We start from the raw sequence: 26031 nt of genomic DNA, 5'->3' as shown, positions 1-26031 counted from the left end.
TGGGTAGACGAGAACGACATACCTACCGGTTCCCGTCCAAACCCCCCACGCACTCTCGACAGACCAATGTGAGAGGGGTCACCCTGTCATTCATCCACGCGGGGAGGCATGGATGGGCAGGAGCCGCAGAACAATTCCGGAGGAGCTTCTGCTGCTCGCTCTGGACCCGGCCACGGGTACCACAGCGCAGCCGCAGTCGCTCGACCTCGGTCTGGCCGGTGCACAGCTAGTAGAGCTGGCGCTGGCCGGACGGATAGCCCCAGACGGGGATCGTATCGCCGTGGTGGTGCCACGGCCGACTGGAGATCCGACACTGGACTGCGCGTTGGAGCTGCTGCGAAGGCGCGGCGCTCCCGTACGGGCCGTCCACTGGATCGGCGGGCCCCGCCTCGGGCTGCGCCAGACGTATCTCTCGCATCTGGAGCGGTGCGGCATGGTGCATGCCGTGGCGGGCCAGATGTGCGGAGTGCTGCCGACGACTCGCTACCAGGCGACGGACACGGCCATCAGCCGGGAGATCAGGACCCGGCTGGACTCGGCGATCCGTACCGGCGTACCGCCGGACCCACGGACCGCGGCGCTCGCCGCACTGGCCCACGCGGTCGGTCTCGGCAAGCACCTGTACCCGGGCAACGAGGGACGATCGTCCCGCTCCCGGCTGCGGGACCTGATCAGGCACGACCCCATGGGCGGTCTCGTGGCGCACGCCGTGATGGACGTCCAGAACGGGGTGGCCGCGCAGCCACGCCGTTCGCCCGCCACCGCGGCGGGCCGGGGCGCACCGGAGCCGGCCAGGGGTGTTCCGATGCAGCCGCGCCACGGATCCATGGCGCGCGCCGTGGCCCACTAGACGGCGGCCCGCACCACAGGCACCGCCGCACCGACGCACCGACGCACGAACCCGCACCAGCGCCGCACCTCAGTCCCCAGGACCGGTTCGGGAGCCGCTGTACCGCGCGGGGTGAGGGACCGGCCGTCCGGACGACGACCCGGCCCCTCACCCCGCGCGTTCGCGTTCGCACCGCGTCCCGCACGCGTGTCCACCGCATATCCGTCATTCCCCAGCGCCGGGACGGACCGAAGTGGCAATCTGCTGAGCAGCAGATACGCAAAGTATGCGGAACAACGAAATGCACGCAGCCGGAGGTGCACGTCCCGTGGCGTCCAACGTCAATCCCACCGTAAGGCGACGCCGACTGGGCCAGGAGCTGCGCCGGCTCCGCGAGCTCAAGGGCATGACTGCCGAAGAGGTCGCCGAGCGCCTGCTGGTGTCGCAGTCGAAGATCAGCCGCCTGGAGAACGGGCGGCGCAGCATCAGCCAGCGCGACGTCCGCGACCTGTGCGGGGTCTACGAGGTCGAGGACCACCGGATCGTGGACTCGCTGATGCAGATGGCCAAGGACTCGCGCCAGCAGGGCTGGTGGCACTCCTTCGGCGACATCCCGTACTCGGTCTACATCGGCCTGGAGACGGACGCGGCGAGCCTGCGCATCTACGACCCGCAGGTCGTGCCGGGCCTGCTCCAGACCCGTGGTTACGCGGAGGCGCTCATCAACGGCGCGCTTCCAGAAACGGTTTCCCAGGACATCGAGAAGCGCGTCCAGGTGCGCATGCGCCGCCAGGAGCGCATCCAGGCCCCGGAGAACCCGCTGCGCCTGTGGACGGTCCTCGACGAGGCCGCGCTGCGCCGCACCGTGGGCGGCAAGAACGTCATGCGCGAGCAGTTGGAGCACCTGGTCGAGCAGTCGCAGCTGCCGCACGTCACCGTTCAGGTGATTCCCTTCGACATGGGGGCGCACCCGGGTCTGAACGGCCAGTACGCGATTCTGGAGTTCCCCGACGCGGCGGATTCCAGCGTCGTCTACATCGAGGGCGTCACCAGTGATCTTTATCTGGAGAAGGCCAATGACGTGCAGAAATACAGCGTCATGTACGAGCATCTCCGGGCGCAGGCGCTGAATGTGGATCAATCGCGACAGTTCATCTCCGACATCGCGAAGGAGTACGCGCGATAGCCGGTTCTTCCAAGACTCCGGGGCAAAGGCGCCGCACGGTACACCTTCGCCTCGGAGAAATGGAAGGCCCTCATGGAATATGCCATCCGGTCGGGTGAACGGCCACTTCATGCGGGTCAGTTGGCGAGTAGCGTCGATCACGCCATCAGGACAACATCCTTGGCGAGAACCGCTCTGGACCTCCAGGCGGGGATGCAATTCGACCACTGTCTGAACCGTCTGAACCGGAGCAAAACATGGCAATCCAGCAGGGCGCCGCGGAATCCTGGATCAAGTCCTCGTATTCCACGGGGAACGGCGCGTGTGTCGAGGTCAAGTCGCCCGTGGTGCACGCGATCGCGGTCCGGGACTCGAAGGTCACCGAAGGCCCGATGATCGGTTTCGCGCCCGAGACCTGGAACGCGTTCGTGCACCAGGTGAGCACGGGGTCGTTCTGACCCGGAGATGCAACGGCACGACCCGCAATACGCACCACCGTTGAAGCCCTCTCGACTGGCCCGCCGTCCTGGCCGAGGGGGCTTTGCCGTTCCCCGGACCCCGCACCCCGTACCCCCGTGCCCACGCGCCCCGCGGCGTCAGCGCAGCTGGTCCACGTACCGGTCCGTCCCCGGCACCGTCGGTACGAACGGCGCCATGAGCTCGACCCGCGCCCCGAGCCCCGCCTGCGCCACCTCCTCGCCGAGCCCCGCGAAGTGCTCCTCCCAGCACTCACGCGGGTCCTTCTCCAGGAACCAGAGCAGGGTCAGCCGGGTGTCGACGCCCTCGACCTGCTTCACGTAGGACATGCGGTCGCCCGGCAGCGGGGTTGGCCGGAAGAGCGTGACCATCGCGGCCGGTGATCCGGCGACGGCCCGCGGCAGGTGCCGGGAGCGGAGCCACTCGACGAGTTCGGCGCGCCGCTCGGGGCTCTCGACGTCGATGACCTCCACGACGAGGCCCGCGTAGGGGTGGTCGAGGGCGTGGAAGTCGCGGGGGCCCGCGGCGCCGTCGCGGTAGACGGTCGCCTCGTGGTCCTGGAACGCGGTGAAGACGTGGGTGCGGTCCTGGTAGACGCGGCCGTCGCGGTTGAGCCGCTTGTTGATGCCGACGGTCCATTTCATGTGGTCGTCGTAGCGGCCCTCGGTGATCCAGTACGTGGAGATGTAGCAGCCCGCGGTGACCGGCTCGGCGACGGCCGACTTCTCCGGGTAGCGCAGCTGCTGGAGGTCGCGGGTGGCGACCCAGCGGCGGCCGGAGTACATCCAGGGCATGGCCATCGCGCCGGCGTAGTAGTGGTCGTCCTCGTACCAGCGGTTGTACGCGTACTCGTGCCCCGGGTGCGGCTCGACCATGGTGATCAGGGCGTGCCCCGGGCGCACCCCGTACGGGCCGACGGCCGCCAGTTCCGCATAGGTCTCGCTGCGGGTGTCCACGCCCTCGCTCATGCCGTTCCCCTTTGCCGTGAGGGTTCCGTCCTGCGTCCGACGCCCCTACTCTGACGCCCCGTCAGATATAGCGCCAGAGTCGGGAGGCAACCGATGACGACGGGATCCAGCGGACCGGGCGGAATGCTCGCGGGAAAGACCGTGATCGTGTCCGGGGTCGGGGCCGGACTCGGCCACCAGGTCGCGGCGGCGGTGCTGCGCGACGGCGGCAACGCGGTGCTCGGCGCCCGCACGGAGGCGAATCTCGCCAAGGCGGCGGCCGAGCTCGACCCCGAGGGCGCCAGGACCGCGTACCGGTCGACGGACATCGGCGACGAGGCGCAGTGCGAGGCGCTGGTGGCGCTGGCGCGCGAGCGGTTCGGCGGGGTGGACGCGGTGGTTCATGTCGCCGCCTGGGACAGTCACTTCGGCGGCCTGGAGGACGCCGACTTCGACACCTGGCGCCAGGTCGTCGACGTGAACCTGATCGGCACCCTGCGCATGACCCGGGCCTGCCTGCCCGCGCTGAAGGAGAACGGCGGCGCGGTCGTCATCATCGGCACGCAGTCCTCGGTGGCCGCCCCGACCCAGGTGCGGCAGGCCGCCTACGCGGCGTCCAAGGGTGCGCTGACGAGCGCGATGTACTCGCTGGCCCGGGAGCTGGGCCCGCACCGGATCCGGGTGAACACGGTGCTGCCGGGGTGGATGTGGGGACCGCCGGTGCAGGCCTTCGTCCAGTTCACGGCGCAGACCGAGGGCGTGCCGGAGGAGGAGGTGCTCGGCCGGCTCACCGAGCGGATGGCGCTGCCGGAACTCGCCACGGACGGCGACGTGGCGGACGCGGCGGCGTTCCTCGCGTCCGACCGGTCCCGCGCCATCACCGGCCAGCAGCTCCTGGTGAACGCGGGCGAACTCATGCGCTGACGACCGCCTCGCCTTCAGATCCTCCGCGACCGCACGGGACCCGCATCCCGTGCGGTCGTTCGCGTTCCCGCACACGGCTCACTCGCTCCCGCGCACGGCCACTCGTTCCCGTGCGCGGCGCACTGACGAAGTGCCCGCTCATGGTGTGGCCCGCGTCACGGACGGGACAACGCCTCGCGAGGTCACGAAAACGCAAAATCGTTCGCTTTGCTGATCGACGTTCACATCCATGACCGCCGAAAGCCTTGACCGCCCCCTCCCCCGGGCGGTTCAATCCCCCACGTCCCCACTCCCGCAAGGGGGACACCGCTGGAACGGCCGCACCACGGACGCACTGACGAAGAGCCGACACGTTCGACACGTTCACAAGGCGGACCCCTGGAGGGGAGACATGAACAGTCTCGACTGGGCCGTGCTCATCGGCTACTTCGGCGTGATGGTCGCGATCGGCGTCTGGTCCCACAAACGCGTGGACGACGTCTCGGACTTCTTCACGGCCGGCGGAAAGATGCCCTGGTGGCTGTCCGGCATCTCGCACCACATGTCCGGCTACAGCGCCGTCATGTTCACCGGCTACGCCGGTATCGCGTACACGTACGGCGTGACGTCCTTCGTCACCTGGTCCTTCCCCATCGCGCTCGGCATCGCCATCGGCTCCCGCCTGTTCGCGCCGCGCATCAACCGGCTGCGCTCGCGCCTGCACGTCGCCTCGCCCCTCGAGTACCTGAAGAACCGCTACAACCTGCCCACCCAGCAGGCGCTCGCCTGGTCCGGCATGCTCCTGAAGATCGTCGACGTCGGCGCGAAGTGGGCGGCCATCGCCACCCTGCTCTCCGTCTTCACCGGCGTCTCCCTCAACCAGGGCATCCTCATCACCGGCGTCATCACCGCCGTGTACTGCACGATCGGCGGTCTGTGGGCCGACGCGCTGACCGAGCTCGGCCAGTTCGTCATCCAACTGCTCGCCGGTGTCGCCATGTTCATCGCAGTGGTCGCCAAACTGGGCCCGCACGGCGGCTTCTTCGGTGTCTGGGACGAGCCGGAGCTCGCCGGGCACGGCAAGCCGCTGGTCGGCCAGTACGGCGCCGTGTTCCTGCTCGCGTTCCTCTTCATCAAGCTCTTCGAGTACAACGGCGGCATGCTGAACCAGGCCCAGCGCTACATGGCCACGGCCTCGCCCAGGGAAGCCGCCCGCTCCGCGCGCCTGTCCGCCGTGCTCTGGCTGGTCTGGCCGGTGATCCTCTTCTTCCCCATGTGGATGTCACCGCTCCTGGTCGAGTCCCAGAAGCCGGACGGCTCCGACTCCTACGCCCTCATGACCGAACAGCTGCTGCCGCACGGCCTGCTCGGCCTGGTCATCGTCGGCTTCTTCTCGCACACCATGGCCATGTGCTCCTCCGACGCCAACGCCATCGCCGCCGTCTTCACCCGCGACGTGGCCCCCGCGCTGTCCGCGAAGGCCCGCGCCTGGAACTCCCACAAGGGCCTGATCGCCGCGCGCGTCACGACCGTCGTCTTCCTCGGCCTGTCCATGGCCGTCGCCACACAGGTCAACTCCCCCACGTTCAAGGACATCATCACCGTCGTCATCAAGTGGGTCGCCGGACTGATGGGCCCCATCGCGATCCCGATGATGCTCGGCCTGCTCCGCACCTTCCGCCGCTCCGGCCCGACCGCCGCCCTCACCAGCTGGAGCCTCGGCCTGCTCGCCTTCTGGCTGGTCAACTACCCCATCAACTGGAGCGTCGAGGGCGGCGTCCCCCTCGAGTACCAGGTCTCGATCCCGCTCGCCGTCTCCCTCGTCCTCTACATCGTCATCGGCTACGTGAAACCGGAGGACACCCCCGAACGCGACGCGATCATCGAACGCATCAACACGGACGACGACGGCCCCGGCACGACGGGCGCGGCCAGGATCCCGGCCCAGGCGGACGCGGCGGACGGCGCGCTGCCCCAATCGTGAACAGGTGGTCCGACACCGGCATTGCCCCGGTCAACTGACGCTAAATTATTTCGTGTTGCCTGCAGTACATCAGGACACACGGAGGTCCGAGTGGAAGTTGTCGTGTCGATCAAGGGCGGCCAGGGGGACGAGCTCGGTCTTCTGGAGCGCGCGCTGAAACAGCAACTGGCACCGCAGGGGATCCGTGTCGTGCGCACCGTCTCCCCCGCGCCTCAGGGCGCCCTCGGCGCGACCGACGTCCTGCAGTTCCTGGGCGAGAACGTGGCACTGCCCGTTCTCGTCCAGGAGGTGTCCGCCTACGTGAAGCAGCGGTTCTGGCCCGCCCGAGGCAGGCAGGTCGAGTGCGAGCTGATCCGCACCGATCTCCCCGACGGCACCCGGCGCACCCAGTTGATCGTGAAGGGAGAACCGAAGGACGCGGCGGCGACGCTGAAGGAACTGCAGTGACCGCTCTGCCCGCGACCGATCAGGAGCGGTCCAACCCGCTCACCGCCGAGGTCCTGCTGATCGGCGTCGACTCGTACCCCCACAGCGACCTGGCCGCCGTGCCGGCCGCGCGCACGAACGTGGAGCGCCTCAGCTCCTCGTTCCAGAACGGCACGCTGTGGGGTGTGTCGAGCCACAACATCACAGAGGTGTTCAACCCTTCGCGCGCGGCCCTGCTGGACGCGGTGGAACGGGCCGCCTACGCGACGACCCGCCGGGGGACGGCCGGCTTCCTCGTCCTCTACTTCACGGGGCACTCGCACTGGGACGGCTACGAGTCGAAGCTCTATCTGACCCCGCACGACGGGGACTCCGCGCGGGTCGCCGACACGATGGTCCCGGTCTCCGAGATCGTCGCCCGGGTGGAGAGCGAGAACCCGCACCTCAAGCGCAAGCTCCTCGTCCTCGACACCTGCTTCGCCGGTGGCGGGATCAAGGAGCTGCCGAGCGAGGGTTCGACGCTCGGCGAGGAGGCCGGCTGGTACGTCATGGCCTCCAGCGCTCAGGAGGACACCTCCAAGTACGCCGTCGACCGGGACACCACGTTCTTCACCGGAGCACTGCTCCAGACCTTCGACGGGGTGCCCGGCCCGCAGCGGAGCCTCTCCCCGGTCACGGTCTACGAGAAGGTGCTGGGCATCGTCCAGGACACCGCCGCGCTGGACCCCGGCACCGTGCTGCCGCTGCCCCAGCACGCAGCGCCACCGGCCTGGGCTCAGGAACCCTGGCTGTGCAATCGCGAGTACCGGCCGCCCCCGAGCACGCCGTTCCAGTACGCCCCCACACGGCCCACCGAGGCACTCGCGACCGCACCCGTGCCGCTTCCGCTGCCCTCCGGGTTTCCCGCCTGGCCGGTGGCCGAGCCCCTGTTCACCGGCCACACCGACGAGCTCACTGCCGCCCGGGGCCGGTTCGGGCAGCGCAGAGTGCTGCCGGTCCACGGACCGCACCACGCCGGCAAGTCGGCCTTCGTCCGGCACCTGCTCGCCGCCCCCGAGCTGCGGCAGTCCGCTCCGCTGGAACGCCCCTGGCTGCTGCTGCAGTTGAGAGTCCTCAACGCCAGCGCCGAGTCGCCCCTCCTGGAAGCGCTCGCCGGCGCCCTCGACATCGGTCTCCAGGACCTGCCCGCCGACACCGACCTCACCTCGGACGCGCGCCGCGACCTCGTCGTCGAGCGTCTGCGGGACCACGCGCGGGGCCGCACCCTGCTGCTCGTCGTCGACTGCGGGCGGCTCGGCTACGAGGCCACGCGCAACACCACCGAGGTCGACGAACTGCTGGCCCACCCCTGCTTCCAGAACACCGCGGCCGTGGTCATCACCCGGCACGAGTTCGGCGACCTCTTCCACAGCCGCGACCAGTTCGAACGCCAGGTCCCCCTGTCACTGGGCGAGTTGAGCACCGAGGAGGCCACCTCGCTACTCAGCGGCCTGCTCGACAAGGAGAACGTCTCCATAGACTGCACCCAGGTGTTCCACCACGTCACCGACCCGCGACTGCGGCTGCCCGGCATGCTGAGCCAGAGCGCCAAGGGCTACGTCGACCGCCGGGCCCGCGCGGCCTGCGGCGACGACCCGGAGGACGTCGCCGCCGCACTCGTGGAGGGCAGCACGCTCGGTGTCGCCGAGGTCCTGCTGGAGCTGGGCTGCCGGATCACCCCCGGAGCCGAGACCCCCGCCCCGCCGGACCCGCTGGCCGCCCTCGTCGTCTGGTCCCTGGCCGACCGTCTCGAACTGCCCGAACAGGCGCTGCGTCACCCCACCGTCGGGCTCGCGCGGGGCGGGCTGCTGGAGATGCTGACGCACACCCGCCTGATCCAGCCCACCTCCCCGGGGCGCTTCGTCCTGGGCCAGGCCACCGAGTACGCCCTGCGCAGTCTCGTCATCGCCGTCCTCGGCCGCGAACAGGCCCGCGGCAGCTGGCACACCAAGCCGGTCGTCCCGCCCCCTCTGCTCGACTCCCTGTTCCCGGCCGGACTGACCATCGAGGACCTCGACCGCCGCCTGGCCGTGGCGAGCGCCGTCTTCACCCTCGGTGCGCCGGACAGCGCTTCCGCCGACCAGGACGACAGCGCGCGCTACGGTGCCCAGCTGCGGACGGCGATGGGCTGGATCGAGGACGAGGAGGCGGGCGAGAACCGGCTGCCCGGTCTGCACAACCAGCTGCGGGCCTACGTGCACGCCTCCTACAGCGACAACCCGTACCGTCCTGCCTCCGACGAACCCCTGGCCGAGCCGCCCGCCCTGGCCGCGGCCGCACAGCCGCCGGCCGAGGACGCACGGCCGGACCTCCCCGACGACGCCGAGGCCCCCGCGCCCGGCCCGCACCCCCCGGAGGCGGCGCCCGGCCCCGCCCCGGAGCCGGAGCCGGATCCGGAAGTGGCCGCCCTGGCCGCGTCTCTGCGGCTCCACCACGAGGTGGCGACGCTCACGCTCGCGGCCCGCGGCCGCGGCCCGGCGGCGGAGACCGGCGAGCGGTTCACGGACGCGGCACGCCGGGTCGCCGGAGCGCTGAAGGTGTGCGACCCGGAACACGTGCCGCACACCCTCCTGCGCACCGCGGACTCCGCGCTCGCGCTCGTCGGAAGCCGTCTGGGTCTGCGCTCCCAGCTCGTCGACGTCCGGACGGCTGCCGTGCCGGTCGTCCGCTCGGGCGCGCACCGGCGCGGGCCCGGACAGGCCGGCCGGATCACTCTGGCCGTTTCCTGGCTGCTCAACACGGCGGACGCGCTGATCGACGCCGACCAGCTCGACCAGGCCCGCCAGTACACCGAGGAGGCCACTGCGCTGGCCCTCGACGGGCTGCCGCCGGACGACGGGCCGCGCAGCGCCTCCGCCCGTCTCCAACTGCGCAGCAGGATCGCCCTGGTGAGCAGCCGGCTGCAGAACGACCAGGCCTCCGCCCGGGCCACCCTGCTCGAAGGGGCCCGGTGCGTCGCGGACGGGCTGCGGCTCGCGAAGGCGCAGGGCCAGCAGCTGGGACTGTGGACCTCGCGGCTCCTGGACATCGCCCAGTCGCTGCGCCAGCAGTGCGACGGCGACGAGGAGCTGGACGAGGTCTCGGCGCTCGTGCTGGACACGCTCCGTGAGTGCCACGGTGAGCAGACCGAGTGGCCCGCCGCCCTCCGCATCCGCACGGCCCGTTTCCTGCGCAAGGTCTGCGCCCGGCGCGCCGATGCCGACCAGCGGGAACAGGGCGCGTACCGGATCGTGCGCCTGCTGGAACCGCTGCTCGCCGTGCCGCCGGAGCGTGCCGACGAGGGCGCGCAGATCCTGGCCGCGACGGCCCAGGCGTACGGCTTCCTCGCGCACACCCTGCGCAGGAACGGGCACGGCGCCAAGGCGCCCGCCCTGCTGAAGAAGGCGGAAGAGGCGGCCCGCGAGGCCGTGCGGCTCGCCCCGAGCGTCTTCACCCATTCGGTGTGGCTCCAGCAGTGCGTCGACATCCGGCGCACCACGCGGCGCACCGGGCCGGCGGGCGACGCCGCGGCGAGGCAGCGACGGGAGTGCCTCACGGCGGTGCGCGAGTGGCTGACACGGCAGAACGCCCGCACGCCCGCGCACGCCGGACTCGACCTGCGGTGCACGGTGTCGGACTGGGCGGAGGAGGGCAGCCTGCGCGCCGCCGCGCAGAAGCAGCTGCACGGCGAGGACTTCCTGAGCATCCCCGCGTACCGGCAGCGCCCGCTCATCGACCATCTGTACCGGCAGCGCAAGCAGCGGCTCGCCAACCACGTGCGCCGTTACGGGCCTTCGGTCGACCAGTGCCTGATGGAGACCGGGCTGGAGCGCGAGTACCGGCGCTGGGCGGCCGTGCTCGACTACCGCGAGGCCAAGTGGGACTACCTCCGGGGCGCCACGCAGGAGCCGCCGCCGCAGCGGCCGCTCGTGGACAACACTCCTTTGTTCGCGCTCTGTGCCGAAGCGGCGGAACGCTGGCCGCACAACGCCCGCCTGATCGCCAACGAGGCGTCCCTGAACCGGTACGTCTGGACGTACAACCGGTCGGTCTCGCTGTTCACGAAGCTGGCGCGCACCGCGCCGGACGGCGAGACCCGGCGGGGCGCGCACGTGGCCGCCGCCGAGGCCCTGCTCGCCGACCTCGAATACACCACCCAGGCCCGGCGCAAGGACTGGCAGTGGCTGCTGGAAGCGGCACGCGGCCACCTCGACGCCGTCCTCACCCCGAGCAGCCTGCTCGGGCTCGCCATGGTGCTGCGCGCCCGCGTGGCGATCCGGCTGGGCGAGGAGATCGACTGGCGGCCCATCGACGACGCGTTCCAGACCGTCGTGGGCGGCGCCGAGTACCCGCAGCAGGTGACGCGGCATCTGGAGACGCACCGGCACGGCCGGGCGCTCGCCTCGGAGCAGCTCGCCGATCTCGCCCACATCACCGTCGCCTCCGACGGGGCACCCGAGCAGCAGGAGCTCCTGAAGCTGTTCGGCCTCCACACGGACTGCGACGAGGACGATGCTCCGGACGCCGGGCCGCAGGGGCCGTTGTCCGTGGGTGACGAGCAGGACCGGGACATCTTCCTGCCGGGTCAGCTCGGTGAGCTGCTCCTGACGGAGTTCACCAGCGAGAAGCTGCTGACCGGTCTCGGCAAGCTCTATCTGGACCGGGGGTTCTACACGGTCGTCGCCCACGTCGAGGAGCACGGTGCGGAGCCGGAGCCGGGCGGCCCGATCGCCCTGGAGGTCGTCGAGCACGCCCGCCGGGCCTACGACTGCTTCGACGCCACCCGCATCCTCCAGGAGGCGCACGGCACGGAGTCGACGGTGACGAAGTTCGAGCGCGGCCGGGCGATCACGCTGGCCGCGCGGTACCTCGGCAACTCCGATCCGATCCCGCGCAGCCTCCCGCACGAGCGGACCGACCAGCTCAACCACGCCGACCGGCTCCTGCGCTCGGCACGGGACCACAGCGTCGGAGGGTTCTTCAAGGTGTGCGAGAAGGCGGCGCAGGAGAACGCGACGGTCCGGCACCGCCTCGAGGCCGCGGGACCACCACCGTGACCTCGGACCGGGTGCGATCCCTCGTACACCTTCGCAAAGTGCGCACATGCCGCCGAACCCCCGCAAGGGCCCACGGGGACGGAGGCAAGGGCGGGGAGATCAGCACGCAACTGTCACGCAAGCGAACAGGGGCGGTCGCGCTCGGTCGATTACAGTGCTGACATCCGTGGCCGAGGTCGAGGGGAGGGCCGATGGGCGCACCGCCCACCGCCGCGGCCGTGTGGGGCCGCGCCGAACAGCAGGACTTCCGCAGCCGGGTGCGGGGCACCCTGCTCGGCGGGGCGCTCGGCGACACCCTCGGCGCGCCGCTCGACGAGTCGTCGGGCGGTGACACCGCGCCGGGCGACACGGTCGGCACCCAGCTCGTGCCCGCGTACGGGCGGGTCGGCGCGGTCACGGCCGCCACCCAGCTCTCCCTGTTCACCGTCGACGGGCTGATCCGCGCCCAGGTGCGGCGCGACGCCGGCGCCTGGCACCCGCCCACCGACGTGCACAGGGCCTATCTGCGCTGGGCCGCCACCCAGCGCGACTGGGGCCCCGACGAGCGGCGCAAGGAGGACGGCTGGCTGGCCCGCGAGGAGTGGCTGTACTCCCGGCGCGGCGCCGCCCAGTCCCTGCTGCTCGGGCTCGGCAACGACGTCATGGGCACCCTGGACCGGCCCAAGAACCCGGAGGACGCCGGGCCCGAGGCGGTGGCCCGCTCGGCGCCGTTCGGGCTGCTCGTCGGCTGGGAGCCGCAGCTCGTCATCCAGCTCGCCGTCGAGTGCGCCGTCCACACGCACGGCGCGCCCGAGGCGTACCTCGCGGCGGGCGCGCACGCCGTGATCGTGCACGCCGTGGCGCGCGGCGACTCGCTCGACGCGGCGGTGCAGCGGGCTCTCGCCCTGCTCGCGGCCCGGCCCGGCCACCAGCGGGTCACGGACGCGCTCCAGCACGCCCTCGGCGCCGTCCGGCAGGGCCTGCCGACGGGGGCCCGGGTCATGGAGCTGGTCGACGACGGCAACGCGGCGGGGGTCCTCGCCGCCGCCGTCTACTGCGCGCTGGTCGGCGAGGACGTCCGGCACGGGCTGCGGCTCGCCGTGCACCACGGCGGCCCGTCCGCGCAGGTCGGCTCCGTGTGCGGGGCCCTGCTCGGGGCCCTGCACGGCGAGACGGCGCTGCCGCCGGCCTGGATCGTCGAGCTGGAGGGCCGGCCCACGATCCTGGAGCTGGCCGACGACTTCTCCATGGAGATGACCCAGGGCCCGGCGCTGCACGGGCCCTCGGGCTCCTCGCCCGGCTGGCTGGCGCGGTATCCCCGGGCCTGAGCAAAGCTTTCTCCGGGGCGCCGGCCGCCCGGCTCAGTCCTCCAGGACCGGCAGCAGCTCCGGCAGATGCCCGTCCGACGCGGCGGCCGCCCGCACCCGCTCCTCGGGGACCTCCCCGTACAGCGTCGTGCGCGGCTTCGCGGGGCGGCCCGCCGCCGAGGCCACCGCGACGAGGTCCTCGACCGACTTGTAGGAGCCGTACGAGGATCCGGCCATCCGCGAGATCGTCTCCTCCATCAGCGTCCCGCCCAGGTCGTTCGCCCCGGAGCGGAGCATCTCGGCGGCGCCCTCGGTGCCGAGCTTGACCCAGCTGGTCTGGATGTTGGGGATGTGCGGGTGCAGCAGGATCCGGGCCATGGCGGTGACCGCGCGGTTGTCGCGGGTGGTCGGACCGGGGCGCGCGATGCCGGCCAGGTACACCGGCGCGTTCGTGTGGATGAACGGCAGCGTCACGAACTCCGTGAAGCCGCCCACGTTCTTGGACAGTGCAGCCTGCTGGATGGAGGCCAGGGTCCTCAGGTGGCCGAGCCAGTGGCGGGGCTGGTCCACATGCCCGTACATCATCGTGGAGCTGGACCGGATGCCCAGCTCGTGGGCCGTCTTGATCACCTCGATCCAGGTGGCCGTCGGCAGCTTGCCCTTGGTGAGGACCCAGCGGACCTCGTCGTCGAGGATCTCGGCGGCCGTGCCGGGGATCGAGTCCAGGCCGGCCTCCTTCGCGGCGATCAACCACTCGCGGATCGAAAGGCCCGTGCGGGTCGCGCCGTTGACGACCTCCATCGGCGAGAACGCGTGCACGTGCATGCCCGGCACGCGCTCCTTCACGGCCTTCGCGATGTCGAAGTACGCCGTGCCGGGCAGGTCCGGGTGGATGCCGCCCTGCATGCAGACCTCGACCGCGCCGACGTCCCACGCCTGCTGCGCCCGGTCGGCGACCTGGTCCAGGGAGAGCGTGTACGCGTCGGCGTCGGTGCGGCGCTGGGCGAAGGCGCAGAAGCGGCATCCGGTGTAGCAGACGTTCGTGAAGTTGATGTTCCGCGTGACGATGTACGTGACGTCGTCGCCGATCACCGACGCGCGGATGTCGTCGGCGATGCCGCACAGGGCGTCGAGGGCCGGCCCGTCCGCGTGCAGCAGCGCGAGCGCCTCGTCGTCGGTGAGCCGTGTCGGATCGTCGGCGGCCTGCTTCAGGGCGGCCCGCACGTCGGCGTCGATGCGGGACGGGACCATGCCGGGCGCGGCCTGCTCGCGCAGCGCCTCCCAGTCCCCGTACACCTCGTCGAAGTCGTCGCGGCGGTCGGATGTGCGGCCCTCGGTGTCGATGGTGCGGTGCAGGTCGGTGCGGCCGCTCGCCGCGACGTACCCCTCGTCCGGCTCCTGCCAGGGGCGGCCCACGACGGGCGCGTCCGCGACGGCGAGCCCGGTCTCCGGGTCGGCGAGCGCGCGGACGTGCGGCAGCAGCCGCGGGTCCAGCCACGGCTCGCCGCGGGTCACGAACTCCGGGTACACGCACAGCCGTTCGCGCAGCTCGAAGCCGGCCTCCCGGGACTGCGCGGCGAGTTCGTCGAGGCGCGGCCACGGCTTCTCGGGGTTGACGTGGTCGATGGTGACCGGGGAGACGCCGCCCCAGTCGTCGATGCCGGCGGCGATGAGCCGCGTGTACTCGCCGTCGACGAGGTTGGGCGGGGCCTGGAGGTTGCCCGCCGGGCCCATGATGTGGCGGGCGACGGCCACCGTGGCGACCAGGTCGTCGAGTTCGGCGTCCGGCATGCCGCGCATCGCCGTGTCCGGCTTGGCGCGGAAGTTCTGGATGATCAGTTCCTGGACGCCGTGGTACGAGCGGGCGACGCGGCGCAGCGCGAACAGCGACTCGGCGCGCTCCTCGTACGTCTCCCCGATCCCGATGAGCAGCCCGGACGTGAACGGCACCGACGAACGCCCCGCGTCCTCCAGGACCCGCAGCCGCACGGCCGGTTCCTTGTCCGGGGAGCCGTAGTGCGGCATGCCGGGCTCGGACCAGAGGCGCTCGGCGGTCGTCTCCAGCATCATGCCCATGCTCGGCGCGACGGGCTTGAGCCGCTGGAAGTCGGTCCAGGACATGACCCCCGGGTTGAGGTGCGGGAGCAGGCCCGTCTCCTCCAGGATCCGGATGGATATCGCGCGCACGTACGCGATGGTGTCGTCGTAGCCGTGCGCGTCGAGCCACTCGCGGGCCTCGGGCCAGCGGTCCTCCGGCTTGTCGCCGAGGGTGATCAGGGCTTCCTTGCAGCCGAGTTCGGCGCCCTTGCGCGCGACGTCGAGGACCTCGTCCGGGGACATGAACATCCCGTGCCCGGCCCGCTTCAGCTTGCCGGGCACGGTGACGAACGTGCAGTAGTGGCACTTGTCCCGGCACAGCCTGGTCAGCGGGATGAACACGCTCTTCGAGTACGTGATGACGCCCGGCCGGCCCGCGGCCTCCAGGCCCGCGTCGCGCACCCGGGCGGCGGACGCCGTGAGGTCGTCCAGGTCGGCGCCGCGCGCCTGGAGCAGCACGGCGGCCTCCGTGACGTCCAGCGCGACGCCGTCCCGGGCCCTTCTCAGCGCGCGGCGCATGGCGTTGGCGGTGGGCACGCTGGGCACACTCTGCGGAGACTGATCACTCATGGGCCGAGCATACGAGCGAGTAAGTGAGTGTTCGATAGCGCCTACGGTCCGACCTGAGCGTATTGCTGGTAGGCGTCGAGCCTGCGCAGCACGGTCGTCTCGTCGCCGGGCGGCAGTTGCAGCACGACCTCCTCGACGCCCTGTTCCGCGTAGTGCGCGAGCTTGCCGGGGTTGGGCAGCACCGCGTACGGGACGATCTGGAGGGCGGCCGGATCACGGCCCGCGTCCTGCCAGCGGGCGCGCAGTTCGGGCAGGGTCCGGCTCAGGCCGCCGCCCCCGAGGGGCATCCAGCCGTCGCCGTACGCGCAGACGTGCTCGTAGAGCTTGGGGCCCGCCGCGCCGCCGACCAGGGTGCGGGGCGCGCCGCCGCGCACGGGCTTGGGGTGGGCGTGGCTGGGGCGCACGGCGCCGGTGAACTCCCCTTCGTACGCGGTCGGTTCCTCGGCCCACAGGGCGCGCATCAGGCCCATCCGGTCCCGGACGAGTTCGCGGCGCGTCGCCCACTCCACGCCGTGGTCGTCGGCCTCCTCACGGTTCCAGCCGAAGCCGACGCCGAGGGTGAGGCGGCCGCCGCTGAGGTGGTCGAGGGTGGCGGCCTGCTTGGCGAGGTCGATCGGATCGTGCTGGGCGACGAGCGTGATGCCGGTGCCGAGCGTGATCCGTTCGGTGACGGCGGCGGCCTGGGCGAGGGCGACGAACGGGTCGAAGGTGCGGGTGTACTCGCGGGGCAGTTCGCGGTCGCCGCCGCCGGGGTACGGGCTCGTGCGCTCGACCGGGATGTGCGTGTGTTCGGGCACGTAGAGCCCGGCGAAGCCGCGCTGTTCGAGCTCGCGGGCGAGGCGCACGGGCGTGATGGTCTCGTCGGTCAGGAAGATCGTGGTCGAGATCCGCATGAGGCATTCCTAACGCCGGGCCCGCGCGGAATCCAGCAGCCGTCGCCGGGACTTGTCCGGCAATTACCTTCCGTTGCCTGGAAGTTCGCGGCTCAATGCCAGGGTCGCACCCGTCACCACCAGCACATGCCGACCCACCACCGCACCACGCCGACCCACTGTCGACCCTCTTGGGGAGCCGCGCTATGTGCACCGACGACAGCCGCCACGGTCCGGGCAGACGGGCGTTGCTCGTGACCGGGGCCGCCACCGCGCTTACCCTCGGCACCATGAGCTTCGCCAGCGCCGCCGAGGGCTCGCAGAGCACGCAGACGCTCACGGGCACCCTGCCGCCGGGCGCCCCCGACTTCGTCTACCTGCCCGTGGAGGTACCGCCCGGGACGCGCGAGATCCGCGTCGCGTACACGTACACGAAGGCGACCGTCCCGGCCGGCACGCAGAACAACGCCCTGGACATCGGCCTCTTCGACGAGCGCGGCACGGAGCTGGGCGGGGAGGGGTTCCGGGGCTGGTCGGGCGGGGCCCGCACGGAGTTCTTCGTACGGGCCGACGACGCGACGCCGGGCTACGTCCCCGGTCCGGTCCGCGCGGGCACCTGGCACATCGCGCTCGGCCCGTACACGGTCGCGCCCGACGGGCTGCCGTACTCGGTGACGGTGACGCTCACGCACGGCGAACAGGGCCGCACCCCGCGCCCGGCCTACCCGCCGGAGCGGGCGCGCGGGCGGGGCCGTGCCTGGTACCGGGGCGACTGCCACCTGCATTCCTGGCACTCGGACGGGCGGCGCACCCCGGCGGAGATCGGCGCCCTCGCCCGAGCGGCGGGCCTGGACTTCATCAACACCTCCGACCACAACACGCACACCTCGCACGCGCACTGGGCGGACGTGGCGGGCGACGACCTGCTCGTGATGCTCGGCGAGGAGATCACGACCCGCAACGGTCACGTCGTCGCCCTCGGCACCGATCCCGGCACCTTCGTCGACTGGCGCTACCGGGCCCGCGACAACCGCTTCGGCCACTACGCGGACCGGATCCGCCGCGCGGGCGGTCTCGTCGTGCCGGCGCACCCGCACGCCACGTGCATCGGCTGCGGCTGGAAGTTCGGCCTGGCCGAGGCGGACGTCCTGGAGGTGTGGAACGGGCCCTACACCCCGGACGACGAGGTCTCCCTCGCCGACTGGGACAACACCCTGGTGGCGTACGCCCGCCGGGGCTCCGCGCGCTGGCTCCCCGCGATGGGCAACAGCGACGCCCATCGCGATCCCGACCGCGTCGGCGGCCCCCAGACGGTGGTCCTGGCCGACGACCTGACCCGCACGGCGATCCAGGAGGGCCTGCGCGCGGGCCGCTCGTACGTCGCCGAGTCGAAGGACGTGTCGCTGACCTTCACGGCGACGGGCGGCAAGGGCGAGTCGGCGGGCATCGGCGAACGCCTCCGGGTCCCGGCGGACACCCCCGTCACGGTGACCCTGGAGGCGAAGGGCGCCCCCGGCTGCACCCTCCACCTCGTGACGGACCAGGGCACCCTGTACACCTCGGCCCCCCTGCCCGCCTCCGGCGAGGGCTCGGCGACCTGGCACACGACCCCGTCCTACGCGGCCTACGTCCGAGCCGAACTCCGCCACCCCGCAACAACCCCGCCCCTCCCGGGCCCCCTGGCAGCCTTCACGAACCCACTGTTCCTGGGAACGTGACCCGACACCGACCACGCCCCTGGGGCGCACGGAGTGCGCATCTCAGGGGCGCGGGGCTGTGTCGATATGCGGCTCCGCCGCGTAGGCGCGACCAGCCACGACGGCGCGGCAGCCGGGAACGGGCCTCGGTCCCTACGGCGCGTGGCCGATCCCCGGCTAAGGCGTCACCGCCGTAGGGGCTGAGCATCATCGCCGCGTGCGCCACCGTCGTGGTTGCTCGCGCAGTTCCCCGCGCCCCTGAGGACACGCTCCGCGTGCCCCAGGAGCGCCCCCGAAACGCGCCGGGCAGATGCGCCCCGTCAGGGGCGCGGGGAACTGCGCGAGAAGCCCCACCGGCCCGCAGCCGGGACGGCACGCCGGAGTCCGGGCGGGGCGGACTACTCCGAAACCACCAGCACCGGCGTCTCGCGGTTCAGGATCTCGCCGCGGAAGAACGCCGGGCTCCGCCGTCCCATGACCACCATGATGACGACCCCGACGAGCAGGAGCCCCACCCCGATCACGAAGACGGAGCCGACGCCGAGGACGGAGGATCCGCTGCCGTACGCCGGGTTCCACATGTCGACGAGGGTCTTGACGAAGACAGCCGTCAGGAGGACGCCGCCGAGCAGCGGGAAGATCCCCTTGAAGGCGAGATCGCGGAAGGACCCGGTGAGCTCGCGCCGGAAGTACCAGGCGCAGGCGAACGCGGTCAGCGCGTAGTAGAAGCAGATCATGAGCCCGAGCGCGTAGATCGTGTCGACGAGGACGTGCTCGGAGACCAGGGTCATGACGGTGTAGAAGACGGCGGTGGCCGCGCCGGCCATGACGGTGGCGCGCCCGGGCGTCTTGAAGCGCGGGTGGACCCGCGCGTACGAGGCGGGCAGGGCCTCGTACGTGGACATGGCGAGCACCGTGCGGGCGACCGGGATGAAGGTCGTCTGGAGGCTCGCCGCCGCCGAGGCGAGCACGGCGAGGAAGAGCAGGATGCCGAGGGCGGGCCCCATGACGGGTCCGGCGAGCGCGGCGAAGACGTTGTCGGAGGTGTCGGGGTTGGCGAGCCCGAGCCCCTTGTCGCCGGAGCCGACGATCATCTGGGCGGCGATGCCGGTGGCGAGGTAGGAGCCGACGAGGACGACCATGGCGATGAGCGCGGCCCGCCCGGGCGTCTTCTCGCTGCCGATGGTCTCCTCGTTGGCGGTGAGGCAGGTGTCCCAGCCCCAGTACATGAAGATCGACAGCGAGAGCCCGGCGGTGAACGCGCCGAAGGACTGGACGGCGAACGGGTTCATCCAGGACCAGGAGAAGTCCGCGGAGGTCGGGAAGTCGACGGAGCCGGCCTTGGAGATCGCCATGACGACGAAGACGGCGAGGACGACGAGCTGCAGCCCGACGAGCGTGTACTGGACGCCCTTCGTGGCGGTCATGCCGCGGTAGCTGATGGCGGTCGCGGCGGCGATCAGCGTGAGGCACGTGACGATGTGGACGGCTTTGTTGCCGTCGAGCGCGGCGATGGAGTCGTTGTTGGTGATCTCGCCGGCGAGGAGCCAGAAGTACGAGGTGGCGACGCCGGCCAGGTTCGACAGGACGATGATCGTCGCGATGACGAGGCCCCAGCCGCACATCCAGCCGACGCGGGGCCCGAAGGCCTTCACGGTCCAGGTGAAGGAGGTGCCGCAGTCCGGCATGACCTTGTTGAGCTCGCGGTACGCGAAGGCGACGAGCAGCATCGGCAGGAAGCCCGCGAGGAAGACGGCGGGCATCTGGAGCCCGACCTCTCCCGCGGTGGAGCCGAGCGTCGAGGTGAGGCAGTAGACGGGCGCGACGGTGGAGACGCCGATCACGGCGCTGCCGAGGAGTCCTACGGAGTTCCCGCCGAGGCCTTTGCCCCCACCGGCGGCGGCCGCGGAGGTGTCTGCGGCCCGCGACGTCGAGGGCCCTGCGTCCAACTGAGTCATGAACAGGACGTTAAATCCTGCGATTTCCATGTTTGGGGGTGTTCGCCCCACCTCACGCTTCTTGGAAATCCATGGCCCACGCAGCCTAATGCATTCACTCGCATAACCATGACCGACCGCACGCCATCGGATCAAAGGCGAACCCGGCCGCCCGCTCGTGTTCGGGAATCGCAGCCGGGTCCGTTTTGCCCGTTCAGAAAATTTCCGTGCGAACTACATCACTTCACGGAACCCACCGGTCCCGTCACTCATCGCCCCGCAGGACGCGTCACCCGGGCCACACGATCGACTGCAGCTCGCTGTACGCGTGCAGCGCGTACGAGCCGACGTCCCGCCCCACCCCGCTCTTCTTGAAGCCGCCGAACGGCGCCTCCATGTTCCGGGCGATCGTGTTCACCCCGACCCCGCCGGCCCGCAGCCGCCGCGCGACCCGGAACGCCTTCGCGACGTCGCCGGACCACACGTAGTCGATGAGCCCGTAGTCGCTGTCGTCCGCGAGTGCCACCGCCTCGTCCTCGTCGCCGTCGAACGGCACGACCGCGACGACGGGCCCGAAGATCTCCTCCCGGACGACCCGCATGTCGTTGGTGCAGTCCGCGAGCAGCGTCGGCGCGACGTAGAACCCGGTGCCGAGACCGTCACCGTCGGGCCGCTCGCCGCCCGCGACGACCGTGGCGCCCTCCTTGCGGCCGAGCTCCACGTACGACTCGACGCGGTCGCGGTGCGCGGCGGAGATGACGGGTCCGACGACCGTGCCCTTCGCGCGCGGGTCGCCGACCTTCATGAAGCCGATGTAGCCGCGCAGCTTCTCCACGAACGCGTCGTACACCGACCGGTGCACCAGCGCCCGGGTCGGGGCCGTGCAGATCTGCCCGCTGTAGAAGGCGTACGTGGTGCCGATCCCGGCGACGGCGGAGTCCAGGTCCGCGTCGCCGAAGACGATCGCCGCGCCCTTGCCGCCCAGCTCCATGAGCTGCCGTTTCATGGACCGGCCGCAGACTTCGCCGATGGCCTGCCCGACGGCCGTGGACCCGGTGAAGGACACCATGTCGACCTCGGGCGCCTCGACGGCTGCCTGCCCGACCTCCGCCGACGCCCCGCTGACCACGTTCACGACGCCGGGCGGCACGCCGGCCTCCTCCAGGGCCGCCGCCATCCGGTACACGGACAGCGGGTCCTGCGGCGCCGGCTTCACGACGACCGTGTTGCCCATGGCCAGCGCGGGCGCGACCTTGCCCGCCGGGTTGGCCCACGGGTTGTTGTACGAGGTGATGCAGGTGACGACGCCGACCGGCCGGCGCAGGGCGAGCGCCCCCACGACGCCCGCCTTGCCCATCGGCCCTGCCTCGTTGATCTGCGGCGGCAGCCCCTGCTCGACCGGCTCCAGGGCCCCCTTGGCGTAGCGCCGGAACCGGGCGACGCCCACCGCGACCTGCATGCCCCGCGCGGTCGCCGAGGTGGCCCCGCTCTCGGCCTGGGCCACCTCGGCGTTGGCGGCGAAGTCGCGCTGCATGAGGTCGGCGGCGCGGTCGAGGATCGCGGCGCGCTCCTCGGGCCGGGTCCGCGACCAGGGCCCGAAGGCGTCGGCGGCGGCCCGCGCCGCGTCCCGGACCTGCTCCTTCGAGGCCTCGGGCGCGGGCCCGACGACCTGCTCGCTCGCCGGGTCGATCACGTCGTAGTGCCCGCCGCCCGGCTCGACCCACTCGCCGCCGACGAACAATCTGCCTGCTGTGTACGTCACTTGGTGCTCACCGTCCGTGTGTCCTGTCCGGAGCGCAGCACCTTGCCGGGCACGGCGCCGCTCACCACGTCGTCGCGGATGGCCTCGACGCCGTTGACCCACACGGCGTTGATGCCGAGGGCCTTGGAGTCCAGGCGGGGGCTGTCGCCGGGCAGGTCGTGCACGAGCGTGGCCTTGCCGGCGTCGATCCTCTCCGGGTCGAAGAGGACGAGGTCGGCGTGCCAGCCCTCCTGGATCCGCCCTCGCTCGCGCAGCCCGAACAGCTGGGCCGGGTCGTCGGTCAGCATCTTCACGGCCTGCTCCAGACCGACGAGCTTGCGGCCGCGCAGACAGTCCCCGAGGAACCGGGTCGTGTACGGGGCCCCGCACATCCGGTCCAGGTGGGCGCCGGCGTCCGACCCGCCGAGCATGACGTCCTCGTGCTGCCAGGTCTCGGCGCGCAGAGCCCACGAGTCGGGATCGTTGTCGGTCGGCATCGGCCACAGGACGGTCCGCAGCCTGTCGTTGGCGCAGATCTCGACGAGGCACTCGAAGGGTTCCTGGCCGCGCTCGGCGGCGATGTCCTTCACGACCCGCCCGGTCAGGCCCTCGTTGGCCTCCGAGTACGTGTCCCCGATGACGTACCGCCCGAAGTGGGCGAGCCGCCGGAAGACGCCGGCCTCCCTGCTGTCGGCGCGGCGCAGCATCTCGGCGCGCACGTCCGGGTCGCGGAGCTTGGCGATCCGCTCGTCGACGGGCAGGCCGAGGATCTCGCCCCAGCCGGGGATGAGGTTGAGCGCGCAGAAGGTGCCGAGCGACATGTTCATCGGGGTGAGGATCGGCATGGTGAGGGCGACGATCCGGCCGCCCGCCTTCCGGGCCCGCTCGCTGGGCACGAGCTGGCGCGGTACGCGCTCGGGGACGGCGGCGTCGATGGTGAGGACGTTCCAGTTGAGCGGCCGGCCCGCGGCCGCGCTCATCTCCACGAACAGATCGATCTCGTCGTCGCTGAACTGGTCGAGGCACCCGGCGACGATCGCCTCCAGCTGCGTGCCCTCGTGCTCGCCGACGGCACGGCTGAGCGCGAGCAGCTCGGCGGGCAGCGCGTGCCGGGAGGCGACGGGCGCGCCGTCACCGTCCGAGTGCGTGGACGACTGTGTGGTGGACAGCCCCCAGGCCCCGGCGTCCATGGCCTGATGGAACAGCTCCAGCATCTGTTCCATCTGCTCCGCACTGGGCTGGCCGCCCACCGCGTCGGCGCCCATCACGTAGCGGCGCAGCGCGCAGTGACCGACCATGAAGCCGGCGTTGACGGCGATCCGCCCGTCGAGCGCGTCGAGGTACTCCCCGAACGAGTTCCAGGTCCACGGGGCGCCCTCTTCCAGGGCGACCAGGGACATGCCCTCGACCTTGGACATCATGCGCCGCGTGTAGTCGGCGTCCTCGGGCCGCGCGGGGTTGAGCGGGGCGAGCGTGAATCCGCAGTTGCCGCCCGCGACGGTGGTCACCCCGTGGTTGAGGGAGGGCGTGGCGTACGGGTCCCAGAACAGCTGGGCGTCGTAGTGGGTGTGCGGGTCGACGAACCCCGGCGCGAGCACGAGCCCCGAGGCGTCCTCGCTGCGCCTGGCCTCCTCGGTGACCTGCCCCGGCTCGGCGATGACGGCGATCCGACCGTCACGGATGCCGAGGTCGGCGACGTAGGCGGGCGCACCGGTGCCGTCGACTACGGTGGCCCCCTTGATGAGGTGATCGAGCATGCCTAGCTCCCAAAAGTCCGGCTCAGCAAAATCTGGCCCCTCCGACGACGGAGGGCCGAGATCCGGGCGGGCGCCCAAATCAAGCCCTCCGGCGGAGACCCGAGGACCGGGCGGATGTCCAAATCAAGCCCCTCCGGCGATTGAGGAGCGGGGTCCGGGGCAGAGCCCCGTGACAGAGGCGAAGGGAGGCCCCGGCTCTCCTGTCCGGGAGGAGGAGAGCCGGGGCAGCTCAGCGGATCAGGCCCCGGCCTGATTCCGGAACCGCGTGGTCCGGTGCACCGGATCCGTGTCGATCTTCGGAATGACGTGCTCCCCGATCAGCTTGATCGAGTTCAGCGTGTCCTCGTGCGAGACCCCGATGGGCAGCCCGAACGACAGCTGGTCGGCGCCCGCCTGCTCCCACCGCTTGCACTGCTGGAGCACCTCGTCCGGGTCACCGCAGATCATGAGCTCCTCGGCGATGAGGAGTTCGATGATCTCCCGGTTGTACTCGGGCAGGACCTCCGGCCACTCGGGGATGCCCTCGGGCCGCGGGAAGGTGTCGTGGTAGCGGAAGACCAGCGACTGCAGGTAGTTGAGCCCGCCGTTGACGGCGATGTCGACGGCCTTGTCGTGGGTCTCGGCGCAGATCGCGGTCGAGGTCACCATGACGTTGTCGTTGACGAAGTCACCGATCGGCTCGGCGTCCTGGATGGCGGTCTTGTACTGCTCCAGGACCCACTCCATGTCGGAGACCTTCTGCACGCTGAAGCCGAGGACGCCGAGGCCCTTCTTGGCCGCCATCGCGTACGAGGCCGGGGACCCGGCGGCGTACCACATGCCGGGGTGCGACTTCCCGTGCGGCTTGGGGAAGATCTTGCGCGGCGGGAGCGACCAGTGCTTGCCCTGGAACCCGACGTACTCGTCCTGGAGCCACATCTTCGGGAACTCGGCGATGGTCTCTTCCCAGATCTCCTTGGTGTAGTTCATGTCCGTCACACCGGGGAAGAAGCCGAGGATCTCGTGCGAGCCGGCGCCGCGCCCGCTGCCGAACTCGAACCGCCCCTCGCTGAGGTGGTCCATCATGGCCACCTTCTCGGCGACCTTCACGGGGTGGTTGACCTGGGCCAGCGGGTTGAAGATGCCGGACCCGAGGTGGATGCGCTCGGTCGCGTGCGCCAGGTACCCGAGGAACACGTCGTTCGCCGAGAGGTGCGAGTACTCCTCCAGGAAGTGGTGCTCGGACGCCCAGGCGTACTTGAAGCCGGACTTGTCCGCCTGGATGACGTACTCGGTCTCGTTCATGAGCGCGCGGTGCTCGGCGGTCGGGTCCGTCAACGCCTGCTTGCCCACGTATCCCTGTACAAAGAGCCCGAATTCCAAGGAGGTTCACCGTCCTCGTCAGTTTCTGACGAACCGTCAGATTGGATGTCATGACTGTTCCACCGGAGCCTGGGGCCGTCAATACCTGACGCAACGTCAGCTACGGTCCCGGGGCGCCGTCACAGGACGCTGACCCCGGCCAGCCAGCCGCCGTCGATCACGAACGGCTGCCCGGTGATGTACGCCGAGTCCTCCTCGGCGGTGAGGAAGAGCGCGAGCCGCGCGACCTCCTCGGGCTTGCCGACCCGGCCGAGCGGCACGAGCTTGCGGTACAGCTCGTCGAGCGCCTCGGCGGCCTCCTCCGTGTTCGCGGTGGGGTCGAGCTGCGCGGGGTTGCTCATGGCGGTGTCGATCGCGCCGGGGCACACGGCGTTGACCCGGATCTTCTTCGCGGCCAGCTCCAGCGCGGCCACGCGCGTGAGCCCCACGATGGCGTGCTTGGTGGCGGTGTACGCGCCCACGTACGCCATGCCCGTCACGCCCGTGTAGGAGGCGGTGTTGACGATGGTCCCGCCGCCCGCGGCCTCGATCACCGGCGCGACGGTCTTGATCCCCAGAAAGGCACCCACCTGATTGACGTTCACGATCTGCTGGAACTCGTCGAGCGGGGTGGACGTCAGCTCGTTGAAGCGCAGGATGCCGGCGTTGTTGACCAGGCCGTCGATCTTCCCGAAGGCACCGGTCGCGGCCTCCACGGCGGCCTGCCACTCCTCCTCCTTGCTGACGTCGAGATGGACGTAGACCGCGCCGCTCCCGATGTCCTTGGCGACGGTCTCGCCCTGGTCGTCGAGCACGTCGGCGACCACGACCTTCGCGCCCTCGGCCGCGAACAGCCGGGCTTCCTTCTCGCCCTGTCCGCGGGCCGCGCCGGTGATGAGCACGACGCGCCCGTCAAGCTTGCCCATG

The 26031-nt window shown here is 71.2% G+C and carries 17 protein-coding genes; 9 read left to right on the top strand and 8 right to left on the bottom strand.

What is annotated here, in order from left to right:
- The first annotated feature begins 112 nt into the window (after positions 1-112).
- The 3 genes from IAG42_RS20150 to IAG42_RS20140 all read left to right on the top strand — a co-directional run bounded on the left by IAG42_RS20150 (position 113) and on the right by IAG42_RS20140 (position 2452).
- Positions 113-850 (top strand): GOLPH3/VPS74 family protein, encoded by a 738-nt coding sequence (locus IAG42_RS20150; protein ID WP_188338364.1) that lies wholly within the window; start codon positions 113-115, stop codon positions 848-850.
- Between the two features lie 307 nt (positions 851-1157).
- Entirely contained in the window at positions 1158-2015 is an 858-nt protein-coding gene (locus IAG42_RS20145) for a helix-turn-helix domain-containing protein (protein WP_188338363.1), read from the top strand.
- A 236-nt stretch (positions 2016-2251) separates the two neighbouring features.
- Positions 2252-2452, top strand: coding sequence for a DUF397 domain-containing protein (locus tag IAG42_RS20140; RefSeq protein ID WP_188338362.1), 201 nt, complete (start codon positions 2252-2254; stop codon positions 2450-2452).
- A 138-nt stretch (positions 2453-2590) separates the two neighbouring features.
- On the opposite strand, the gene IAG42_RS20135 is transcribed toward IAG42_RS20140, so the two are convergent.
- Positions 2591-3439: a hypothetical protein gene (locus IAG42_RS20135; RefSeq protein WP_188338361.1), complete on the bottom strand. Its 849-nt coding sequence runs from the start codon at positions 3437-3439 to the stop codon at positions 2591-2593.
- A 123-nt stretch (positions 3440-3562) separates the two neighbouring features.
- Between IAG42_RS20135 and IAG42_RS20130 the strand changes: the two genes are divergently transcribed.
- The 5 genes from IAG42_RS20130 to IAG42_RS20110 all read left to right on the top strand — a co-directional run bounded on the left by IAG42_RS20130 (position 3563) and on the right by IAG42_RS20110 (position 13113).
- Positions 3563-4342 (top strand): SDR family oxidoreductase, encoded by a 780-nt coding sequence (locus IAG42_RS20130; RefSeq protein ID WP_188341494.1) that lies wholly within the window; start codon positions 3563-3565, stop codon positions 4340-4342.
- Positions 4343-4733: 391 nt separating this feature from the next.
- Complete coding sequence (locus IAG42_RS20125) at positions 4734-6305, top strand: sodium:solute symporter family protein (protein ID WP_188338360.1); 1572 nt, start codon at positions 4734-4736, stop codon at positions 6303-6305.
- Between the two features lie 90 nt (positions 6306-6395).
- Positions 6396-6752, top strand: a complete 357-nt coding sequence (locus IAG42_RS20120) for an effector-associated constant component EACC1 (RefSeq protein ID WP_188338359.1) — start codon at positions 6396-6398, stop codon at positions 6750-6752.
- Entirely contained in the window at positions 6749-11806 is a 5058-nt protein-coding gene (locus tag IAG42_RS20115) for a caspase family protein (RefSeq protein ID WP_188338358.1), read from the top strand. The genes IAG42_RS20120 and IAG42_RS20115 overlap by 4 nt, the downstream gene beginning before the upstream one ends.
- Before the next feature lie 191 nt (positions 11807-11997).
- Positions 11998-13113 (top strand): ADP-ribosylglycohydrolase family protein, encoded by a 1116-nt coding sequence (locus IAG42_RS20110; RefSeq protein ID WP_188338357.1) that lies wholly within the window; start codon positions 11998-12000, stop codon positions 13111-13113.
- A 33-nt stretch (positions 13114-13146) separates the two neighbouring features.
- Here the strand turns inward: IAG42_RS20110 and IAG42_RS20105 are convergent, their stop codons facing one another.
- Both IAG42_RS20105 and IAG42_RS20100 read right to left on the bottom strand, forming a co-directional pair.
- The gene (locus tag IAG42_RS20105; protein ID WP_188338356.1) at positions 13147-15759 is read right to left on the bottom strand and encodes a bifunctional FO biosynthesis protein CofGH; all 2613 of its coding nucleotides are present in this window, start codon (positions 15757-15759) and stop codon (positions 13147-13149) included.
- A gap of 41 nt (positions 15760-15800) precedes the next feature.
- Positions 15801-16652 (bottom strand): LLM class F420-dependent oxidoreductase, encoded by an 852-nt coding sequence (locus IAG42_RS20100; RefSeq protein WP_188338355.1) that lies wholly within the window; start codon positions 16650-16652, stop codon positions 15801-15803.
- A gap of 185 nt (positions 16653-16837) precedes the next feature.
- Here IAG42_RS20100 and IAG42_RS20095 point away from each other — a divergent pair, with 185 nt between their 5' ends.
- Positions 16838-18349, top strand: coding sequence for a CehA/McbA family metallohydrolase (locus tag IAG42_RS20095; RefSeq protein WP_188338354.1), 1512 nt, complete (start codon positions 16838-16840; stop codon positions 18347-18349).
- Between the two features lie 377 nt (positions 18350-18726).
- Here IAG42_RS20095 and IAG42_RS20090 read toward each other — a convergent pair whose 3' ends face one another.
- The 5 genes from IAG42_RS20090 to IAG42_RS20070 all read right to left on the bottom strand — a co-directional run bounded on the left by IAG42_RS20090 (position 18727) and on the right by IAG42_RS20070 (position 26030).
- The gene (locus IAG42_RS20090; protein WP_188338353.1) at positions 18727-20286 is read right to left on the bottom strand and encodes an APC family permease; all 1560 of its coding nucleotides are present in this window, start codon (positions 20284-20286) and stop codon (positions 18727-18729) included.
- Positions 20287-20554: 268 nt separating this feature from the next.
- Positions 20555-22027, bottom strand: coding sequence for an aldehyde dehydrogenase family protein (locus tag IAG42_RS20085; protein WP_188338352.1), 1473 nt, complete (start codon positions 22025-22027; stop codon positions 20555-20557).
- Positions 22024-23763: an N-acyl-D-amino-acid deacylase family protein gene (locus IAG42_RS20080; protein ID WP_188338351.1), complete on the bottom strand. Its 1740-nt coding sequence runs from the start codon at positions 23761-23763 to the stop codon at positions 22024-22026. The genes IAG42_RS20085 and IAG42_RS20080 overlap by 4 nt, the downstream gene beginning before the upstream one ends.
- Before the next feature lie 237 nt (positions 23764-24000).
- Entirely contained in the window at positions 24001-25125 is a 1125-nt protein-coding gene (locus tag IAG42_RS20075; protein ID WP_188338350.1) for an LLM class flavin-dependent oxidoreductase, read from the bottom strand.
- Between the two features lie 119 nt (positions 25126-25244).
- Positions 25245-26030 (bottom strand): SDR family NAD(P)-dependent oxidoreductase, encoded by a 786-nt coding sequence (locus IAG42_RS20070; RefSeq protein WP_188338349.1) that lies wholly within the window; start codon positions 26028-26030, stop codon positions 25245-25247.
- Position 26031 lies beyond the last annotated feature (1 nt).

The sequence above is a fragment of the Streptomyces xanthii genome, assembly GCF_014621695.1.
GTDB classification, from domain to species: domain Bacteria; phylum Actinomycetota; class Actinomycetes; order Streptomycetales; family Streptomycetaceae; genus Streptomyces; species Streptomyces xanthii.
The sequence above is the reverse complement of the archived record's forward strand: the minus strand, read 5'-3'. Positions and strand labels throughout refer to the sequence as shown.

Excerpts from the sequence above, each read along its gene's own strand:
- IAG42_RS20150 (WP_188338364.1), top strand. The coding sequence starts at position 113 with ATGGGCAGGAGCCGCAGAACAATTCCGGAGGAGCTTCTGCTGCTCGCT.
- IAG42_RS20135 (WP_188338361.1), bottom strand. The coding sequence starts at position 3,439 with ATGAGCGAGGGCGTGGACACCCGCAGCGAGACCTATGCGGAACTGGCG.
- IAG42_RS20125 (WP_188338360.1), top strand. The coding sequence starts at position 4,734 with ATGAACAGTCTCGACTGGGCCGTGCTCATCGGCTACTTCGGCGTGATG.
- IAG42_RS20105 (WP_188338356.1), bottom strand. The coding sequence starts at position 15,759 with ATGAGTGATCAGTCTCCGCAGAGTGTGCCCAGCGTGCCCACCGCCAAC.
- IAG42_RS20130 (WP_188341494.1), top strand. The coding sequence starts at position 3,563 with ATGCTCGCGGGAAAGACCGTGATCGTGTCCGGGGTCGGGGCCGGACTC.
- IAG42_RS20095 (WP_188338354.1), top strand. The coding sequence starts at position 16,838 with ATGTGCACCGACGACAGCCGCCACGGTCCGGGCAGACGGGCGTTGCTC.
- IAG42_RS20080 (WP_188338351.1), bottom strand. The coding sequence starts at position 23,763 with ATGCTCGATCACCTCATCAAGGGGGCCACCGTAGTCGACGGCACCGGT.
- IAG42_RS20090 (WP_188338353.1), bottom strand. The coding sequence starts at position 20,286 with ATGACTCAGTTGGACGCAGGGCCCTCGACGTCGCGGGCCGCAGACACC.
- IAG42_RS20070 (WP_188338349.1), bottom strand. The coding sequence starts at position 26,030 with ATGGGCAAGCTTGACGGGCGCGTCGTGCTCATCACCGGCGCGGCCCGC.
- IAG42_RS20110 (WP_188338357.1), top strand. The coding sequence starts at position 11,998 with ATGGGCGCACCGCCCACCGCCGCGGCCGTGTGGGGCCGCGCCGAACAG.
- IAG42_RS20140 (WP_188338362.1), top strand. The coding sequence starts at position 2,252 with ATGGCAATCCAGCAGGGCGCCGCGGAATCCTGGATCAAGTCCTCGTAT.
- IAG42_RS20100 (WP_188338355.1), bottom strand. The coding sequence starts at position 16,652 with ATGCGGATCTCGACCACGATCTTCCTGACCGACGAGACCATCACGCCC.